The sequence below is a fragment of the Chromobacterium haemolyticum DSM 19808 genome, from assembly GCF_000711885.1.
GTDB lineage: Bacteria > Pseudomonadota > Gammaproteobacteria > Burkholderiales > Chromobacteriaceae > Chromobacterium > Chromobacterium haemolyticum.
The window spans coordinates 39,180-57,266 of the sequence record NZ_JONK01000018.1 but is presented as its reverse complement, the minus strand read 5'-3'; the positions used below and the strand labels follow the sequence as shown (position 1 = coordinate 57,266).

Below are 18,087 nucleotides of genomic sequence, written 5' to 3'. Positions count from 1 at the left end.
GGGCGGCTCACACTTGCTCAATGTCGAGCACGAAGCCGACGTTTTTCCATTGGCCGACTTCCTGTTTGAAGCCGCTGGCGGTCAGCGGACTGCCCTTCAACCAGGCTTTGTTCAGCGTCAGCGCGAAGCCGGTGGCGTGCTGGCGCAGGTCCAGCCGGTCCGGCAGCACGATGCTGTTGCGGCTGCGATGGAACAGCACCGCCAGGCGCAGCGCCACCACCGCCTGCCACAGGCTGGCGTCTTCCATGTATTGACGCATCTTGCCCATGTCGCCGCGATGCCCCAGCACGATGGCGGCCAGCGTGGCTTGTTCGCGCTTGGAGAAGCCCGGCATGTCGGCGTGTTGCAGGATGTAGGAAGAGTGTTTGTGATAGGCGGTGTGGGAGATGGTGAGGCCGATCTCATGCAGCTTGGCCGCCCATAGCAGGCGTTTGAGCATGGATTGGTCGACGTCTTCCCCGGCCACCATGCGGTACAGGCGTTCGGCCAACGCGGTGACGCGCTCGGACTGGGCGGTGTCCACATGGTAACGGCGCTTGAACTGGGCGACCGTGGTATCGCGCATGTCCTTCTCGCGTTGGCGGCCCAGCAGGTCGTATAGCACGCCGTCGCGCAAAGCGCCTTCGGCCACCGTCATTTTGTCGATGGCCAGTTCCTGAAACACCGCGATCATGATGGCGAGGCCGCCGGCCAGCACCGGCGCGCGGTCGGCCTTGAGGCCGTTGACGTCGATGGCATCGATGCTGCCCTGGCGGATCAACAGCGCCTTGAGCTTTTCCATGCCGGCCAAGGTGATGTCGGCGCTGCTCCAGTCGTTGATTTCGAGCACGTCGCGCAGCGAGCGCGCGGTGCCGGAAGTGCCCACCGCCAGCTGCCATTCTTCGCGCTGGTATTGATGGGCAATGCGCTGGATTTCATTGCGCGCGGCCAGGATAGCGTCTTGGAAATTGGCTTGGCTCAATTTGCCATCACGAAAATAACGCAGCGTGAAGCTGACGCAGCCCAGCGGCAGGCTTTCCGTGACCAAAGCCTTGTAATGGCTGCCGATGATGAACTCGGTGGATCCGCCGCCGATGTCCACCACCATGCGCCGCTCCTTGGTGTCCGGCAACGAGTGGGCGGCGCCCAGATAGATCAGCCGCGCTTCTTCTCGGCCAGCGATCACCTCAATGGGAAAACCCAGCAGCGGCTCGGCCTTGGCGATGAAATCCGCCGCGTTCTTGGCCACGCGCAGGGTGTTGGTGCCCACCGCGCGCACTTGGGCCGGGGTGAAGCCGCGCAGACGCTCGCCAAAGCGGGCGAGACAGGCCAGCGCCTTGTCCTGGGTTTCCTGGTCCAACTGTTTGTCGGCGGTCAGGCCCGCGCCCAGGCGCACGGTCTCCTTCATCACGTCCAGCGCGTACAGCTGGTCGTCCACCACCCGCGACACTTGCAGGCGGAAGCTGTTGGAGCCCATATCGATGGTGGCGAGCACGTTGTTTGGGGGCGTGGTCAGTGTCAAAGACACCCCTTCTCTCTTTATCAAGGCCCGCGCCCGCGCGGCTGCGCCAGCGGAAACGGGGGGATTCATCATCAGGTTGGAACGCCGGGGGACTGGCACGGACGCCGGACGCAACAATGGCGGCAACACCGAATGTTACCGCCATTTTAGGCAAACCGTCATGTCAAGTCGCCGTGACAGGCGCGGCCAGGCTCAGCCCAGGGTTTCTCGCTTCTTGGTTTCCAGCGTGGTGTGACGAATGTCCTTGCCTTTGACCAAGTACACCACGTATTCGGAAATATTGGTGGCGTGATCGCCAATGCGCTCTATCGCCTTGGAGATGAACAAGGTGTCGATGGACATGCTGATGGTGCGCGGGTCTTCCATCATGAAGGTGATCAGCTGACGCAGTTCGGAGGCGAAATCCTCGTCCAGTTCCTGGTCGGCCTCGGCCAATTCCAAGGCGGCGCTGGTGTCCAGGCGGGCGAAGGCATCCAGCGCGCGGCGCAACATGCCCAGCGCCGAATCCGCCATTTTCTCGATTTCGCGGAAGCGCGGCATCTGGTAGCGCTCCGATTGATAAATGGTCTTGCCCATGCGCGCGATCTTCTTGGCTTCGTCGCCGATGCGCTCCAGATCCGTGATTACCTTGATCACGGTGAACACGATGCGAAGATCGCTGGCGGCCGGCTGACGGCGGGCGATGATGTGCAGGCAGTCGTCGTCGATGGTGACTTCCATCGCGTTGACCAGCGCGTCTTCGGCAATCACCTTGTCCAGCTTGTCAATGTCGCCTGCCAGCAGGGCTTCCACCGCGGACAAAATCTGCTGCTCCACCAGTCCGCCCATCTGCAGGACGCGGGTGCGGATGGTTTCCAGCTCCATATCGAACTGTTTGGAAATATGCTCTGCCATGTCTGCCCCAAACCAAAACCTGTCAAAAAACGCTATGTTAATGCGGACAGATGACGACGATGTGACAATTCATCTGCCCGCTTGCGGGCGGCGGCAAGCCCGCTAGAAGGCTAGCGCGCTCCGGCGAAACTTGCTCAGAACGTGTTTACGATCCCGTGAGCGAGACAGGAGCGGAAGCGACCGAAGAAACGGAATGCACATACGGTGCACGGGCATTCCGACGACGGTTTCACACCCCTTTCTATCCATCCCGCCAACGCGCAGCTAATCGTAAACGGGTTCTTAACGGATTTCTTCCACGCCGCTTTGTTTTCCCAACACCAGCACATCGGCGCGGCGGCGGGCGAACAGGCCGCAGGTAACCACGCCGGCCAGGTGGTTGATGATTTCTTCCAGTTCCACCGGCTTCTGAATCTTCAAGCCGTGCACGTCCAGGATCACATTGCCGTTGTCGGTGGTCACGCCCTGACGCAGCTCCGGGTGGCCGCCCAGCTTGACCAACTCGCGCGCCACATAGCTGCGCGCCATCGGGATCACTTCGATGGGCAGCGGGAAACCGCCCAACATGGTGACGTATTTGGTTTCGTCGGCAATGCAGATGAACTGCTCGGCCACGCTGGCGACGATCTTCTCGCGGGTCAGCGCGGCGCCGCCGCCTTTGATCATGTGCAGATGGTGGTTGATTTCGTCCGCGCCGTCGATATACACCGGCAACGCATCCACTTCGTTCAGGTCGAACACCGGGATGTGGTGAGCTTTGAGGCGGGCGGTGGAGGCGTCGGAGCTGGACACCGCGCCGCGGATGCGGCCCTTGATCGCGGCCAGCTCTTCGATGAACAGATTGACGGTGCTGCCGGTACCCACGCCGACGATGCTGTCGTCCGGCACGAATTCAATGGCCTTCTTGGCCACGGCAAGCTTCAGTTGGTCCTGAGTCAACATGGTAATGCCTCCTGTGTTTGGATGGTGTTGCGCCGGGCGGATTATGGCACGGGGCGATCCGCCAGACACCTGTCATCAATTGCGAGCCGCAAACCGCGAATCGCGGCGCGGTGTTACACGGACGTCAGCAGGCAGACGGCTTGCGCCTCTATCGCCTCGCAACGCCCCAGATAGCCCAGCTTCTCGTTGGTTTTACCCTTGACGTTGACCGCGTCGAGGTCCAGGCCGAGATCTTCGGCGATGGCGGCGCGCATCGCGTCGATGTGCGGCGCCAGCTTGGGCTGCTGCGCAATCAGCGTGCTGTCCACATTCACCGGTTTCCAGCCGGCGGCGCGCACGCGCTTGACCGCTTCACGCAGCAGCGCGCGGCTGTCCGCGCCCTTGAATTCGGGATCGGTGTCCGGAAAGTGACGGCCGATATCGCCCAACGCCGCCGCGCCCAGCAGCGCGTCGGTAATCGCGTGCAACAAGGCGTCGGCGTCGGAGTGGCCCAACAGCCCCTTCTCGTGCGGAATGTTCACGCCGCCCAGGATCAACGGCCGGCCGGCCACCAGTTGGTGCACATCGTAGCCCTGTCCCACTCGAAACATATCAATCCTTTCTTGCCGCCAGCACCGCGCGCGCCAAGGCCAGATCGCGCGGATAAGTCACTTTGAAATTCTGAGCATCGCCTTCCACCAGGCGCGGCTTGCCGCCGCAGCGCTCTATCGCGGAGGCTTCATCGGTCACGTCAGCCAGATCGCCGCCTTGCAGGGCCTCTCGCAATTTGCCGTGGCGGAACATCTGCGGGGTTTGCGCCAGCCACAGGCCGGCGCGCGAAACAGTGACCGCCACGCGCTGCTCCGCGTCCGCGCGCTTCACGGTGTCAGGCACCGGCAAGGCCAGCAGGCCGCCCACCGGGTCGTCCCCGACTTCCGCCAGCAGCCGCTCCACCGCGTCCGCGGTCAGACAGCAACGCGCGGCGTCGTGCACCAATATCCAGTCGTCGGCACCGCAGTCCAGCGCCGCCAGACCATTGCGCACGCTCTCGGCGCGGCTGACGCCGCCCACGCGCAACACTTGCAGCTTGGGAATGTCCCAGTCGAAATCGTCAAACCACTCGTCGCAGGGAGAAATCACCACCGCCACCGCCTCAACGGCGGTCACAGAGGCCAACGCCTGCAGGGTATGCCACATCAGCGGCTTGCCGTTCAGTTGCAGGTATTGCTTGGGACTGGGCGCGCCGAAGCGGCTGCCATGGCCAGCGGCCGGCACCAGCGCCAGGTAGCGGCTCACGCGCCCTCTCCGGCCGGCGTCTCCAGGCTGCGCCACAGGCAGGTGCCCTTCACCGATTTGTCCAGATCGTTCAGATAAGCTTGATGATCGGCCAGCTCCTGCTCATTGGCGCGCTTGACGATCAACGGCTTGCGCTCGAAATCCATCGCGCCGTGCTGGCCATTGGGCAAGTCGACGTCGATGTCCATCACCAGGCTTTCCTGGCCGCGGGTCATCCATAGATAGACTTCGGACAACAATTCGCAGTCCACCAGCGCGCCGTGCAAGGTGCGGTTGGAGCGGTCGATCTCGAAGCGGTCGCACAAGGCGTCCAGGCTGTTGCGCTTGCCGGGGAACAGATCGCGCGCTTCGCGCAGCGTATCCACCACGTTGGCGCACAGGTTCTTGATGGACGGCAGGCCCACTCTTTCGAATTCGGCGTTGAGGAAGCCGACGTCAAACGGCGCATTGTGGATGATCAGCTCCGCGTCGCGCAGGAAGTCGGCCACTTCCTCGGCCACCTCGCGGAACTTGGGTTTGCCTTCCAGAAATTCCAGCGAGATGCCGTGCACGCGCTGGGCATCCGGATCGATATCGCGCTCCGGATGGATGTAAAGATGCAGATGCTTGCCGGTGAGCTTGCGGTTGATCATTTCCAGGCCGGCGAACTCGATGATGCGATGGCCTTGGGCGTGTTCGAGACCGGTGGTTTCGGTATCGAGAATGATTTGTCTCATGCGCTATCCTGGCGGCGGCCGCAGCCGGCGGCGCCGCTCTGAACTCTGAAGAAAGGCAGGCGCGGCCGGATCAGGCCAGCTCCACGCCTCGGTTGGCCAACTGATCGGCCCGTTCGTTGAACTCATGGCCGGCGTGGCCTTTGACCCAGCGCCACTCCACGTGCAGGTGGCGGTTGCGCTCGGCGTCCAATTGCTGCCACAGATCGGCATTCTTCACCGGCTCCTTGGCCGCGGTCTTCCAGCCCCGCGCCTTCCAGCCGTGAATCCACTCGGAAATGCCTTTTTGCACATATTGGGAGTCGGTGTACACCACCACCCGGCAGGGCCGGTTCAACGTGGCCAGGCCCTTGATCACGGCCAGCAACTCCATGCGGTTGTTGGTGGTGTTGGACTCGCCGCCGCACAATTCCTTTTCCTTGCCTTTGAAGCGCAACAAAGCGCCCCATCCGCCCGGCCCCGGATTGCCCTTGCAGGCGCCGTCGGTATACATCTCTACCTTGTCTTCAGTCGTCATGCTGTCTCGTCATTGCCGGGGCTTGCGTCCCGCTTGCTGTGTTGTCTCATGGTTCCCTGTGACTGTGATGACGCTCGTTGCCGGCGGCCACCGCCAGACCGGTTTTGGCCTTGGCCTGCTTCCAATTGGGCAGGATCAAGCGCATGCCGCGCTGACGTTTGATCGCCTCAATGCCGTACACGCCGGCGGCCAATGGCCACCAGCGGTCCCCGGCCCGCTCCATGAAGCGGAAGCGTTGCACCCAGTCGCAGCGGGAAAACGGCGGCGCGTAGCCCATGAAGCCCCCGCTCGCGGGCTCCAGTTCCAGCAGGGTCAGCCAGTCCTTGATGCGCACCAAAGACAGAAAGTTGCCGCTCCACGGCGCGTTTTCGCGCCCCTGGACCAGCCGGCGCACGCCCCATAGCGACACCGGATTGAAGCCGGTGAGGATCAGCCTGCCCTCCGGCATCAGCACGCGCTCGGCTTCCCGCAGTACCTGATGCGGCACGGTGGTAAAATCCAGCACATGCGGCATCACCAACAGGTCCAGGCTGCGGCTCTCGAACGGCAGTTGCTCCGGATCGCACAGGATCTGAGCCGGTCCGGAATCGGCGACGCGGCACTGCCAGGGAATGCGGTTGGCGCGCAGGAAGTCGACTTCCGGCAATCCCAACTGCACCGCATGGAAGCCGAACACGTCGGCGACGGCGCGATCGAAATAAGCCTGCTCCCGCTCCAGCAGATAACATCCCAATTCGCTGGAGCTCAGCCAGTCGCTAAACGAATTCTTCATTGAGAGAAGCCTTATGCCAGCCAAATTCACCGTCAGCCCGGTAGGGGCCTTCACTGACAATTATATCTGAACCAAACAGTAGTCCACCCAAACCCTTGTAAACACTGAAATCCTTACCAAACAAGGCTTTCAGAGCCTTAGACCGTAGTACAAATAGTGATACATTTGGTGTTACAGTGCTGCTTTTGCAGCTGCACAGGATACCACGAATGGCCCAAGCGCCCGCCTACACCTACACCAATACGGAAGGCGTGTATTACTTCCAGCTTAGACTGCCCAAAGACCTGCAAGCCCTTCCTCTTGAGCAACGCGGCAACCTGCCCACCATCATTCGCAAGAGTCTTGGAACACATTCACGCGCCGAGGCAGCAGCAAAGGCGGGAGCCTTACTCAGCGAGTACACGGCTACTTTTGAGCGCATCAGAAAGGACTTGAGCACTGGCGCTCAAGACGCCCGGACGCAAAAGGGTACGCTGCCGGCGCAGATGGCCCTACTGAACAGCCTGACGCTTCTAGAAGCCAAAGCCCTTGCGAGTAAGTACCGGCTGTACATCGAAGACATGGTTCCAGATGCTGGCGAGACATGCATAGTCGTCCAAGGCTCGCGAGACCATGCTGGGTACGAGGACGCAAGAGACTTGCAACTGGAAGTCGTCACAGACCATCAAGAAGAGTGCTTCATCTCCTTCCTGCGGGACACAGGCATCTGGATTGGTGACGATCATTCGTACAAGCTCGCCAAAGCCCTTGCTGCACAGACAGTACAGCAGATGGCGCGTGAGGACGCCGCAACGGCTCTTGTTGCGCAGGAAGAGGCGAAGGAAGCGCCGACCCCCACCAGTAAGCAAAGACCGTTACAGAGCCTTCTAGCGGCCCTTATCAATGCCAAGACCCCAACACCAACAAGGCAAGGCGTGTACAAGGCTGCTGTTGACGGCTATGAGCGGTATCTGAAGCGGCCAGCGATGCTGCCTGACGATTTCGACAAGGAAACGCTTGCAGGCTACAAGGCGTTCAGGCTGGGCAAAGGAATGAAGATCAGCACATGGAACAGCCAGCATGCAGCCATTATGAATATGCTGATTGGTATAGCCTTTGAAGAATCCATCATTGCCAAGCCCTTCAAGATTTCGGTAACGGCTGATGAAGAAAAAGGAATCAGGAAGCAGCAAGGATTGCCACTCCACGACAGGTCAGAGGAAGGACGCAGAGCCGCTACAGATGCCGAGATTGAGCAGATGCGAAAGTTACCAATCATCAAGGCACACGCTGAGTTCTTCGAGTTCCTGCTCGCTACGGGTATGCGCTCAGCGGAAGCCGCACAGCTAAAACCCTGTGACGTACTAGGAGATACCAGTGGCGACCATGGGCTATTTGTTCGGGTCACAGATACAGAGGGACGTTCAGTCAAGAATCAATCCTCGGTAAGAACCGTACCAGTACCTAGAGGCCCATTGACTGAGTTTTTCAGGAAGCAGATGGAACGTGGGTATCCATTCATCTTTGATGACTTGGAAAAAGGAAGACCTACCAAAGGCCGTGGCGTAGTGCATCGGAGCGCCAAGACAGATGCGGACAGAACGCAAACTCCAGCAAGGCGTATCGAATGGCTACGCAAGGAGTTCAGCGAAGCGAAGAGAAAAGCCAGCATTGATAGCCGCGTCACGATGCACAGTCTTCGCCATACGTGGAAGCTCAAAGCGCGTATTGCTGGCATTCAAGACTCTGTAAACGACTACCTGACAGGCCATAGCAGCAAGAGCAACAAGGTAGCGATGATGTACGGCCAAGGCTATGACACGGCATTCAAGGTACTTAGAGAGGCGTCAGATGCTGTTATAGCTGTGCTGCCTTGACGTCCCACGTAATAGGCAAAGAGTTCAACGGCATGGCCTTCGAGTTCCGCGAGGATGGTTACTTCAACATGACCAAGGCGGCTAAGGCTTACGGGAAGGATGTTCGGGAGTTCCTGAAGAATGCATCAACCACGGAGTACGCGTGGGCGCTGAGTGATGCGGGGATTTCCCCTCATCTCCCAACCATCCAAACCAAGCACGGGTATCACATGGGCGAGGGCGGCGATAGCCAATCTTGACCCGTAAGGTACGCTAGCGACGGCATACGGTGGAGTGATCCGGCACCGGCCAGTCGAGCCCTGCCAATTGCAGCAGGCTTTGCACCATGCCCAGGCTCTGTCGCAATGGCAGATTGAACAGGCATTTAATGCTCAGACAAAACTGGATGGCAGCATCGGTATATTTGGCTGGTCGGCCGGTGTTGCCGGTAGGTTCGGCCAGCCACTGCATGTCTTTATCGAGCCAGACCAGCAGCGATCCGCGTGCGGTCAGGGCCGCATCGTACTCATGCCAGTTGGTGGTTGCGTAGCGTTGCTTGGGCTTCTTGTTCTGGGGTGCTGCGGTGTTCATCGCCTTAGCATACCGCAGGGAGCGATGGGGTTATGCAACAAAGCCATTGACATAGTCAACAGCTTGTTGCAAGTTGGATCAATAAGCCATATTGGTTGAGGTCATTTTTATGAATGCCAAAGTCATGATTCTTCTGCTCGCGATTTCCCCACTGGCTTGTGCACTTGGGAAAACACCAGGCACCTATACTAATTATGAGTTTCCAGCCGCTGTGTCGGTTGGGATGGATGCTGTCGATTTCACTATTACTGTGGATCGAGACCCGGGCTATGCGGCTAATGTATATTGGGCAAACCAGTTTGAGTTGATTGGGTCACCTGATGGTGCCTATACAGGCATGCAGAGCAATGGCGGCAGCAAGCGAACTTTTCTATTTTCTGCTTGGAATACCACAGAAGCCAAGGCTGGCAGTCCTGGTAGCCAGTGCGTTACCTTTTCCGGCGAAGGTACGGGACGAAGCTGCCGCATTCATGTTGACTGGGTTCAGGGGCATAGCTATCGCTTCCATGTTGCCTATGAGGCAGGCAACTGGTTGGGTGTGACCGTTACGGATATGACGAATGGGGTGTCATTTAAGTTGGGAAGTATTAAAACGGTTTCTAGCAAGATAGCGCCACACAATATGGTTAATTGGACAGAATATTTCGAGTGGAACAGTGATCGCTCTACTTGTATGGGGCAGCCGTATAGTAAGGTGACATTCGGAGTGCCATCAGGTACTAATGGTGGAAAGCTAGTAATGGCTCGAATAAGTGGTACCTCAGTTAGCGACTCCTGCTCTGCCTTTTCCAAGGTTACAACTTATAGCCAGCGTAGCGTTCAGGAGAACGGCGTGGGTAATAGTACTAGGGGGGGAGTGGTGGCTAATGGAAAGTGTCTAGACTCTAGCGGGGGAGTTGAGGAAGGGGCCTCGGTGATTACCTATGCTTGTCACAGTGGTAATAACCAAGCATGGGTATTTGCGAAAGATAGTACATTGCAGCTGCAAGATAATTATTGCTTGGAAGAGCATCTTGGTGCCGTTGGCATTGGGAGTTGTAGTGGCGTGTCCAAGTGGAAGCGAAGTGGTAGTGTGATACAGAGTATCAAGAGTGGTCTGTGTCTGAGTGCCAGCCGGGTAGGCCAATCCGTTAGTTTGCTAAAATGTGATGGCTCGGCTTATCAAAATTGGAATTTGCCGGCGTACTAGCCTTATTAATTCTTGTTAGGTGATATTGCAAGATTGCATGGAAGGCGGGCTTCTATTTGTGTTCTCTTCTCATTCGTAGAATGTCGCTACAGGAATCGGCCTTCAATTGGGTTCCGATTTCCCGTCAGATTTTATAGCTCCTTTCTGCTGAGAGATGTGTCTATTCGGGTGACTCAGTGGCGTGGCCGTGATGGCCAATTCTTTTTCTGGAAATATGCTCGCCAACACCTTCCAAGACCCGAAGAACAAGTAAATCATGGCTGAAATGCTCGCCAAGTATTTCGAAATCCCCGCTCAAGGTGGGGCGCAGCAGGCCCCGCAAGTCCTCGCCAAGTCCTTCAACGGCGTGGCCTTCGAGTTCCGCAAAGATGGTTACTTCAACATGACGAAGGCTGCGAAGGCTTACGGGAAGCGCTTGGATGAATTCTGGCGGTATGACCAGACGCAAGATTATGTAATGGCCCTTGCTGAGTCGCTGAATTTAAGCCCCCGTGAATTCACGGGAGCTAAAAAAGTTCTGACGGATGTAGTAGTCGGCAAGGGCAAGGCCCAAGGTACATGGGCGCATCCGAAACTTGCCGTGTTCTTCGCCCGCTGGCTGGATGTCAAGTTTGCCGTCTGGTGCGACTCGGTTATCGACAGCCTGCTCCAAGGCTCTACAACCATCAACATCAACGTCAGCACCCCGCATGAAGTCCTGCAAGTGCCAGCGATCTCCAACGCCATTCGAAACCCTTCCACCTACGCCGCGAACATGGCACTGCGCGAAGAGCTGGAAGAGGCCCGTGTAGAGGTCAAGCGCTGGAAGGACATTGCGCAGGACAGGGACGCGAAAGCCGCAGGTACGGCATCAACCCTCCCGCTTTAATCCAATCATCATTCCCGGCTATTCCCCCTTGCAGCCCTCTCCGTCGCGCTTACGGCGATAAAGGCATCAACCCTATTCGGGGGTGTCAGCGCCTCGCTACGGACTTCGTAGAGGCCTGCATCAATAACACTGACTAATAGAAGGGGAAGCGACTTCCAGCCCTTTCCGTTGGCGTGTCACCTCCGTCCCATTTTTCCGTTTGCTTCGAGCTGCTTTCAGGCCGCATCTGACCGACTTTGTGGCATCTGAAAAGCCGGCATAGCACCTTCAAGAATGCACATCCATTGCGGCCATTTCTGATTCATGGAGTTCGCCTGCCGTCAAAATAGGAAAAGGCTATCAGAGTCCTGAGTTTAATAACACACACCATAAATCTAATTACACACACTAGAGAAGGGACGCTTAGATACCTCCCTATCGTCCACGGCTGGGAGGCTGTGTGTGGGGGGGCTTTCTATGCCCGAAGGTTCTTATACACGTCCCATGGCCCGCTGCGTAGTTGTCGATACGCGCATTAACCTATAAGGAGAAAATCATTACCAATGGCAAGACCGATCACAACCCACGATAACCAGACCATACAGTTTTATCTCTGCGACTTCCTGACCTTCAAACATTACATGGACGATGAAGGCGTGCCGCAGTCGATGAGAAACGCCGTGGACGATATTCTTACCGGAGTTGCACGATTGGACTTTGGCGGCAATACCAGAGCGTTAAGCGTATCGAAGATTTACTACCTGCTCTCCTCCCTGCCTGAAATCACCGTTAAGGCCGTTCAAGAAGTGGCGGAGCAATCTGAAAGCCATTGCCGAAAACTGGCACAGGCTCTGCGAGTTGCTTCCAGAGCTATCCGCAATGCGATGCTACAGAACGGTGAAGGGTAGTTTCGATCACCTATATAAAGGGTCTTCGAGAGAGCTTCAGACATTTGACTGCCAATCAAGGCTTGATGCAAAATATTTATACCCGATTCAAGATTATTTCTTACAGGGACTTCAAGGCTCTGGGACAGATGCTTGAATAAGGATGCCAGTTGGTTTGATGAATCATCTTGGACCAAACTTTGAACTATTCATTCAAGAAGCCTTTAAGAGCTGAAAGCAGATAGATAGATGGTGTCAAGATCACTCCTTCAATCCCTGCCAAGCTCCAATGCGCCTATCAGCTCTTAGAAGCTGGTGAAGAATAATCATCAAACAGATACTGGCATCAACTGGTATCCCGCAAAAGCGCCCTGCAAGGCCGCTAGCGTCTCTTTTAGACCTTACGCCACTGTTTACACCTTCTGCGCCTCCCAAGCGCGTTAAAGGCCATCCTAGGGCCAAACACCATCACAAACTCACGTCCATTCAAGCTTGTCGCTTCGAGTGCGCTTCATGCTGCCTACTGGTTTAGGGCACGTGAGGGCATGAAAGCGATGGGACTCTTGAGGCGACAAACTTAAAAGGAAATAGACCAAATGACTAATACCAAGAACGCCAGCAGCGCTAGCTGCGCCAACCAGAATACTGCTTCCAGCCCGTCCATGTCCTTGGGTAGCTTCGATATCCGTCAAGATGCGGAAGGACGCTACTGTCTGAATGATTTGCAGAAGGCTGCGACTATTGGTGATGCACGATCTTCCCGCACCTTGGAGATTAACGAGTACATGCGCCGGCCTGAAACGGCTGCGTTGATCCGTGAGTTGGAAAATACGGGAAAATCCCGTAATAAAGCTGTCTGCACCATTCGAGGCCGCAACGGTGGTACATACGTATCCAAGGAGTTGGTGTATGCATACGCCATGTGGATTTCTCCGCAGCTTCACCTTGAAGTAATCCGCAAGTTCGATGAAGTTCAGACTTACGGCATTGCTGTATCTGACAAGGTGAAGGAGGTCCATATTGAAGACCTCACAATCGCAGCCGTACAAGCTGTCGAGCGTGCAGGAGGACAAGTCCATGCCGAAGAGCAGGAGGCGCGTGCAGAGGCGCTAAGTAGCATGAAAGGCGGTGCACCGAATGCAAGCCAGAAACTAAATGCAAAGCTGCGGCGGAATCGTGCCAATCTGACGTGGAAGGATATTGCCGATGGGGCCTAATAGAAGAACCCGAAGGTTCAGATTGCCAGATGAAAGTTGAAGAGTTTCATTGGCTGATGGCTCATGAAAGCAACTACTTGAAGCTGTGGAGTCTTGACTGGCCTTGGATGCGGCTGAGGTAATCAACACTTGTATTTCGAAGGCCAAAAAAAGGCCTGTCTCAGTGACCGCTAAGTCATTAAGACAGGCTGAAGACCTGCGAAGATGGAGAAATCACCGCATCAACATTAGGCCATAAACGGGCTGAGCTTGTCTCTTGGGAATATTCTTAAATGTACCGTATGAAAATGGAAAGCAGGTTGCTGATTGTTGTTTCCTGTTCATGTATATTTTCGCTTGCACATGGATATTTTCCATTTCAAGATTTAAAAGGCATTGATTGGTCTTCTTGCTCAAGTGTGGCGAGACTTCTTGGTTGAATTAATATCGCTCAAGTCAATGAAAATTAGTTAGAATTTTCTAGAATGGAAATGGGCTTGGTTGTGCCGCTACTCTCTTAGGGGGGGGGGCTGCAATTGAGCCTTATCGAAGTATGATTTTAGAGATTGAACATTGTGTCCCGTCAGAAGATATGCGTGGGATTGATACTGTGACATTTCTCCCTTGATTTTTTGCAATACAACTCAGAGGGGCTGCGGGGGTGAAGGTGATCGTTGTGTTTGTAAATATAACATCTTCAATTGATTGCTGTGACCATCCTTCGATTATAAAAATTGCACGGTTTTGAGCCTGCTTTTTCATGTCAATTTTAAAGCTTACGGAGCGGCCTGTTTGGATGTCTGTGACTGTCTGATGCCACGTTGTTCCGCGCAGGATCATCGACATTTTCAACTGGTCTCCCACGTTAACAGGCATGATTGGCCCGCCGTGGCAGTCCGTATACCCTGGATGCTTTCCAACTGTGTTCACATATTGCGCCGAAACCCACCATGTTGAATAAGTACGTGGTTGCTTTCCTGGTGCGCAAGATGGCCCCCAGGTTAAGACTGGTTGTAAAACGCCATTGTCGATTGGTAGATAGTTAGCCCCCAAAGGTTGAATTCCGGGCCATAGAAAGAGTGTGCCAGATGCGGGCGGTTTGATGGGGACTGTTAATGTTGTCTGCAGTGATACTATTTGCGTTGCAGAGGTATCAAACCCAATAAATTCAACGGCCCCGTGGTCAGAGACTTTGGTGGGCGGAGCTATGTAAACGGTGAGTGTTGCAGTTTTTGTTGCGTTCTGTGTGGAAGTAATATGGAAAGTAATATTTCCGACTGCGGAAGAGGGGATGGTGGCCTTCCATGATGAAGGGGTGTTTGAAATAACAAGCGGTGAGATGGTGGTGGAGGTCGGATTCCAACTCACAGGCGACACATCCGAATTCAACTCAAGCGTCTGGCCAGCTCCTATTCCTATTGCTGCGACTTGGCCAGGAGTGAGTGAAAGTGAATCGATGGTGGAGCCGTTAATCTTTGCTGTCGCCCTGAAGGGATTCGAATTTATTGAGAAGTTTTCATTTGCGCCGACATTTTCTCCTCTGGCTGTCGTCGATATGAGGATAAGGAAACTCAGGAAGATAAAATATACTTTTCGCACAAAATTTCTCCTTGGTTGGTCAGTTTATCTTAATCGCCATTAAGGTGGGGCGGTTTTATTTATATGCTTCAAAGCTTTTTAGATGGTTTCGCTTAGTCAGGTGTTATAATAGATTTTAAAAGTATTGTGTAATTATTGAATGCTGGGTATCTCTAATCGTTTTAACGACGGGCCTAGCGGTCTAATCTACAGATTTCCCACAAGCACCAGCGCGATACCTGACGAGCGCTTGAAGCCGTGAGGTCTGCTTGACATGGCGGTAAGAGCGATAAGTGGCTGAGCCTAGCAATCCAAGACTGCTCTGGTTTTTGTGGCGGTGTGGGCACGGTCTCTGGGGTGTGAATGCCATGCAGGCCGTTGTGGCAGCTTGGCGGAGCAAGGCGGTTAGGACGTCTAAGTCGTGAAGGCTAGGCGATTTCCTGCTTGACGACCTTGTAGTGTGCACCGTCCCTTCGAAGGATTGTGTCTCCTGTTACTATGCCTCCCACCCGCTTACCGTCTACTAGGTACCATTCATTATGAATCTCTCCGATAGCCTTCCCATCTGAGGATAAATGAACGCCATCCAGAATGTAGCCGATGTACTCGCCCTGCCTGGTTACGCTATAGCGAATGCCATCTTGATACGTTTTTCGGTCTTCCATGACTGACCTCCGTGGGGCCGTAGTTGGTGCGCTAAGAAGTGGGGGTGAGTACCTATTGATAAGTTCCCATTCTTACTGTTTCAATAAATTATCACGAGTTAGCGTGAAGGTGGGAGATAGTTTCAGGTAAAACCTTCCGGCTTCTGTGGCGTGCTAAGACATCCCGGCCCTTTTCGGAGACTGTATAGCCGGCAAACACCAGTATCGGTGCTTCAGGCTCTTCTATTAGCCTTTTGTCGATCGGGGCATTGAAGCTTTGGAGGGCTATTTCAGGGTCTTCGTCGGGAAGGAGAAGGATAATTGCTCTGGGGGATATCTCATGGGACTTGCGGCAGTGCTTTTCAGCTTTTCTGAGCCGTCTAAGATCGAGGTTGCTCACCCCATAATAGTTCATGTCCCGCAAGAAGATTGGGATGTGCTCGACCGCCAAGTAGCGAGAGCGGCAGTGCGCAGGAATATCAAAACACTCCAAGGCCGAAGTGCAAGTGTGGCTGTAGGGGTAAGTATGAGGGCGATTAAGGAAATGATAAGGAGAGCCGTTATCAGGCGTATCGCCTTGAAGAGCCATCCAGTGATGCATGAGCTTGAAGCTGAAATTATCCATTTATCATAATGCGAACAGTCTATAAGTATGGCAAAAATTTAAATGGGCATCTGAGATATCTTGAAGCCTGCGCCCCCCCATGGGCCGTCTGGAAGGATCGTCGCAGGCCTTTCCTGCAATACAGGGCCGCTGCATGGCCTCATAGGGCTGGAAGGCAGCCAAGTGCAGTGTCACCGCCAGAAGCCTGTCTTGTACCCACTCCAGCACCGGTTGTTCAGCCTTTACGCCTGTCTCAAAACTTGTAGGTTATGAGACTAGCCATAATACCCCCACTCGTTGTCTCAAAAGATATTGAATGTCTATTGTGAGAGTGCTATTTTGTGAGACACTATCTACTGAGACTGCAGGGAAACACCAGCATGGCACGTATCGCTTACTACCGCGTATCTACCCTTGATCAATCCGTCGAGGCCCAGCGCAACGCTCTTGAAGGCAACTTCGAACGGGAATTCATGGATGAAGGTGTATCTGGTTCAGTCGTGGCAAAAAACCGCCAAGGCTTTCGCGCTCTACTGGACTTCATACGGGAAGGTGACTCTCTGCACGTATACGCTGTTGACCGTCTTGGACGTGATGCGATTGACGTGCAGCTAACCGTTCAAGCCCTGAGAGACAAAGGCGTAGAGGTACATATTCACGGCCTTGGCATCATCTCCAAAGGCGTAGGCGACCTGATTCTTACTGTGCTGGCTCAAGTGGCTGACATGGAGCGTCAGCGCATTAACGCCCGTTGCGAGGCTGGCAGGGATGCAGCACGCAAGGCACTGGAGGTAACCGGCAAGACCCACAGAGGCAAGACCAGTTTGGGACGTGGCAAGGCGGGAAGCCCTGATGTGATCAAGGCATTGAAGGCTGATGGCAAGACGTTGCGGCAGATTGAAGAGGAAACCGGGCTGAGTAAAGCAACCATTTGTCGGTATCTGAAAGTGTAGAATTGATTAATAAATAGGCAGCTATGTATCTGTTTTGGTACAGTCTAAGAGCTGCCTTTACTGCCGGAAACGGTGTTCAAAATAGTATTATCAATCGTAGTACATTGCTCATCCGCCTGGGGTTTAAGTGATTGAAATTAAAGCAATAAATTCATTTAATGATAATTATATCTGGGTTTTGCATCACAGCGGCCGCGCTGTCGTGGTGGACCCGGGCGAGGCCGCGCCGGTCTTCTCCTTCCTTGAGCGGGAAGGGCTTCAGCTGGAAGCCGTTCTGCTCACCCACCACCACGCCGACCATATCGGCGGCGTGGCCGAGCTGTCCGCGCGCTGGCCGGACGCCCCCGTCTACGGCCCGGCCGACATCGCCTTGGTCTCTCGCCCGGTGATGGACGGAGCTCGCGTCGAGCTCTCCTTCGGCGCGGCCTTGGTGCTGGAAGTTCCGGGCCACACGCTGAACCACCTGGCCTATGTGATCGACGACGCGCTGTTTTGCGGCGATACACTGTTCGGCGCCGGCTGTGGCCGACTGTTCGAAGGCACGCCGCGGCAAATGCATGATTCGCTGGCCAAGCTAGCCGCGCTGCCGAACGCCACCAAGGTCTACCCGGCTCATGAGTACACCTTGGCCAATCTACGCTTCGCGCTGACGGTGGAGCCTGGCAATCCTGTGCTAGCCATCCGCATGAGCCGGGACCTGAAGCTGCGCGAACAGAATCTGCCCACCCTGCCCTCCACCATCAGTCTGGAGCGCGCCAGCAACCCTTTCCTGCGCGCGCATGAGCCTGCGGTGCGCCAGTCCGCCGCGCACTGGAGCGGCCAAGCTCTTGATGAGGTTGTCGAAGTCTTTGCCGCGTTGCGCGAGTGGAAAAATCGCTTCTGAGGAATTTGTTCATGAGCTCGCAAGTTACAGCGAAACAAGGCGAAAAAGACGGGAAAAACGGAAGACCCATCTCCGTTCCTCAGCCCTTCAAAGGCGTTTTCAAGGCCGTATCGCCGGCGCGCTGAGCTCCGTGAGCAAACGCTGAAACCATGACAAGAAACTATATCCTGATCGCCACTGTTAAAAATAACTGGCACAGGACAGTCTGTATGGCCTATATGTCAGCAAAGCACATGAAGTTATTTGGTTTTTTGGTTGACACCCCT

Annotated in this window: 18 protein-coding genes and 1 pseudogene; 8 read left to right on the top strand and 11 right to left on the bottom strand. The window is 55.3% G+C overall.

What is annotated here, in order from left to right:
- Window positions 1-7 precede the first annotated feature (7 nt).
- The 8 genes from ppx to BR71_RS12135 all read right to left on the bottom strand — a co-directional run bounded on the left by ppx (window position 8) and on the right by BR71_RS12135 (window position 6,614).
- The gene (gene ppx / locus BR71_RS12170) at window positions 8-1,495 is read right to left on the bottom strand and encodes an exopolyphosphatase (protein ID WP_425265943.1); all 1,488 of its coding nucleotides are present in this window, start codon (window positions 1,493-1,495) and stop codon (window positions 8-10) included.
- A gap of 198 nt (window positions 1,496-1,693) precedes the next feature.
- On the bottom strand, window positions 1,694-2,395 hold the full coding sequence (phoU, locus tag BR71_RS12165) for a phosphate signaling complex protein PhoU (protein ID WP_043637634.1): 702 nt from the start codon (window positions 2,393-2,395) through the stop codon (window positions 1,694-1,696).
- A 282-nt stretch (window positions 2,396-2,677) separates the two neighbouring features.
- Window positions 2,678-3,337: a ribose-5-phosphate isomerase RpiA gene (gene rpiA, locus BR71_RS12160; RefSeq protein ID WP_043637632.1), complete on the bottom strand. Its 660-nt coding sequence runs from the start codon at window positions 3,335-3,337 to the stop codon at window positions 2,678-2,680.
- Between the two features lie 113 nt (window positions 3,338-3,450).
- A complete protein-coding gene (gene ispF, locus BR71_RS12155) occupies window positions 3,451-3,927 on the bottom strand; it encodes a 2-C-methyl-D-erythritol 2,4-cyclodiphosphate synthase (protein ID WP_081862640.1) in 477 nt (158 codons plus the stop codon).
- Between the two features lies 1 nt (window position 3,928).
- On the bottom strand, window positions 3,929-4,612 hold the full coding sequence (gene ispD / locus BR71_RS12150) for a 2-C-methyl-D-erythritol 4-phosphate cytidylyltransferase (RefSeq protein ID WP_043637630.1): 684 nt from the start codon (window positions 4,610-4,612) through the stop codon (window positions 3,929-3,931).
- Window positions 4,609-5,328, bottom strand: a complete 720-nt coding sequence (gene dnaQ, locus BR71_RS12145; protein WP_043637629.1) for a DNA polymerase III subunit epsilon — start codon at window positions 5,326-5,328, stop codon at window positions 4,609-4,611. Before dnaQ ends, ispD begins: the two co-directional genes overlap by 4 nt.
- Window positions 5,329-5,398: 70 nt before the next feature.
- Window positions 5,399-5,842 carry a ribonuclease HI gene (gene rnhA, locus BR71_RS12140; RefSeq protein ID WP_043590906.1) on the bottom strand — a complete coding sequence of 148 codons (444 nt, stop codon included), beginning with the start codon at window positions 5,840-5,842 and terminating at the stop codon, window positions 5,399-5,401.
- 46 nt (window positions 5,843-5,888) lie between these two features.
- Window positions 5,889-6,614 (bottom strand): class I SAM-dependent methyltransferase, encoded by a 726-nt coding sequence (locus BR71_RS12135; protein WP_019103604.1) that lies wholly within the window; start codon window positions 6,612-6,614, stop codon window positions 5,889-5,891.
- A gap of 209 nt (window positions 6,615-6,823) precedes the next feature.
- On the opposite strand from BR71_RS12135, the gene BR71_RS12130 reads away from it, so the two are divergent.
- Window positions 6,824-8,470 (top strand): DUF6538 domain-containing protein, encoded by a 1,647-nt coding sequence (locus tag BR71_RS12130; protein WP_043637628.1) that lies wholly within the window; start codon window positions 6,824-6,826, stop codon window positions 8,468-8,470.
- Between the two features lie 32 nt (window positions 8,471-8,502).
- Window positions 8,503-8,709, top strand: a complete 207-nt coding sequence (locus tag BR71_RS22975) for a KilA-N domain-containing protein (RefSeq protein WP_156038968.1) — start codon at window positions 8,503-8,505, stop codon at window positions 8,707-8,709.
- A 16-nt stretch (window positions 8,710-8,725) separates the two neighbouring features.
- Here BR71_RS22975 and BR71_RS12125 read toward each other — a convergent pair.
- Window positions 8,726-9,040: pseudogene (locus BR71_RS12125) on the bottom strand (IS5/IS1182 family transposase); the annotation flags it as partial.
- A 109-nt stretch (window positions 9,041-9,149) separates the two neighbouring features.
- Between BR71_RS12125 and BR71_RS23575 the strand changes: the two are divergent.
- From BR71_RS23575 to BR71_RS22965, 4 genes are all read left to right on the top strand, one after another.
- Window positions 9,150-10,229: an RICIN domain-containing protein gene (locus tag BR71_RS23575; protein ID WP_081862639.1), complete on the top strand. Its 1,080-nt coding sequence runs from the start codon at window positions 9,150-9,152 to the stop codon at window positions 10,227-10,229.
- 256 nt (window positions 10,230-10,485) lie between these two features.
- Entirely contained in the window at window positions 10,486-11,097 is a 612-nt protein-coding gene (locus BR71_RS22970; RefSeq protein WP_052370527.1) for a KilA-N domain-containing protein, read from the top strand.
- Between the two features lie 542 nt (window positions 11,098-11,639).
- Window positions 11,640-11,984: a hypothetical protein gene (locus tag BR71_RS12110; RefSeq protein WP_043637621.1), complete on the top strand. Its 345-nt coding sequence runs from the start codon at window positions 11,640-11,642 to the stop codon at window positions 11,982-11,984.
- A gap of 575 nt (window positions 11,985-12,559) precedes the next feature.
- A complete protein-coding gene (locus BR71_RS22965; protein ID WP_052370526.1) occupies window positions 12,560-13,180 on the top strand; it encodes a KilA-N domain-containing protein in 621 nt (206 codons plus the stop codon).
- A gap of 522 nt (window positions 13,181-13,702) precedes the next feature.
- On the opposite strand, the gene BR71_RS24165 is transcribed toward BR71_RS22965, so the two are convergent.
- Both BR71_RS24165 and BR71_RS24160 read right to left on the bottom strand, forming a co-directional pair.
- Entirely contained in the window at window positions 13,703-14,758 is a 1,056-nt protein-coding gene (locus tag BR71_RS24165) for a hypothetical protein (protein WP_156038967.1), read from the bottom strand.
- A 735-nt stretch (window positions 14,759-15,493) separates the two neighbouring features.
- A complete protein-coding gene (locus tag BR71_RS24160; protein ID WP_156038966.1) occupies window positions 15,494-16,006 on the bottom strand; it encodes a hypothetical protein in 513 nt (170 codons plus the stop codon).
- A gap of 359 nt (window positions 16,007-16,365) precedes the next feature.
- On the opposite strand from BR71_RS24160, the gene BR71_RS12085 reads away from it, so the two are divergent.
- Window positions 16,366-16,938: a recombinase family protein gene (locus BR71_RS12085; protein WP_043637603.1), complete on the top strand. Its 573-nt coding sequence runs from the start codon at window positions 16,366-16,368 to the stop codon at window positions 16,936-16,938.
- Window positions 16,939-17,065: 127 nt separating this feature from the next.
- On the top strand, window positions 17,066-17,821 hold the full coding sequence (gene gloB, locus BR71_RS12080) for a hydroxyacylglutathione hydrolase (protein ID WP_081862638.1): 756 nt from the start codon (window positions 17,066-17,068) through the stop codon (window positions 17,819-17,821).
- The last annotated feature ends 266 nt before the right edge of the window (window positions 17,822-18,087 follow it).

Bases quoted from the DNA above. Each gene is read 5' to 3' on its own strand.
- phoU (WP_043637634.1), bottom strand. From the start codon at position 2,395: ATGGCAGAGCATATTTCCAAACAGTTCGATATGGAGCTGGAAACCATC.
- rpiA (WP_043637632.1), bottom strand. From the start codon at position 3,337: ATGTTGACTCAGGACCAACTGAAGCTTGCCGTGGCCAAGAAGGCCATT.
- ispF (WP_081862640.1), bottom strand. From the start codon at position 3,927: ATGTTTCGAGTGGGACAGGGCTACGATGTGCACCAACTGGTGGCCGGC.
- dnaQ (WP_043637629.1), bottom strand. From the start codon at position 5,328: ATGAGACAAATCATTCTCGATACCGAAACCACCGGTCTCGAACACGCC.
- rnhA (WP_043590906.1), bottom strand. From the start codon at position 5,842: ATGACGACTGAAGACAAGGTAGAGATGTATACCGACGGCGCCTGCAAG.
- BR71_RS12135 (WP_019103604.1), bottom strand. From the start codon at position 6,614: ATGAAGAATTCGTTTAGCGACTGGCTGAGCTCCAGCGAATTGGGATGT.
- BR71_RS12130 (WP_043637628.1), top strand. From the start codon at position 6,824: ATGGCCCAAGCGCCCGCCTACACCTACACCAATACGGAAGGCGTGTAT.
- BR71_RS22975 (WP_156038968.1), top strand. From the start codon at position 8,503: ATGGCCTTCGAGTTCCGCGAGGATGGTTACTTCAACATGACCAAGGCG.
- BR71_RS23575 (WP_081862639.1), top strand. From the start codon at position 9,150: ATGAATGCCAAAGTCATGATTCTTCTGCTCGCGATTTCCCCACTGGCT.
- BR71_RS22970 (WP_052370527.1), top strand. From the start codon at position 10,486: ATGGCTGAAATGCTCGCCAAGTATTTCGAAATCCCCGCTCAAGGTGGG.
- BR71_RS12110 (WP_043637621.1), top strand. From the start codon at position 11,640: ATGGCAAGACCGATCACAACCCACGATAACCAGACCATACAGTTTTAT.
- BR71_RS22965 (WP_052370526.1), top strand. From the start codon at position 12,560: ATGACTAATACCAAGAACGCCAGCAGCGCTAGCTGCGCCAACCAGAAT.
- BR71_RS24160 (WP_156038966.1), bottom strand. From the start codon at position 16,006: ATGGATAATTTCAGCTTCAAGCTCATGCATCACTGGATGGCTCTTCAA.
- BR71_RS12085 (WP_043637603.1), top strand. From the start codon at position 16,366: ATGGCACGTATCGCTTACTACCGCGTATCTACCCTTGATCAATCCGTC.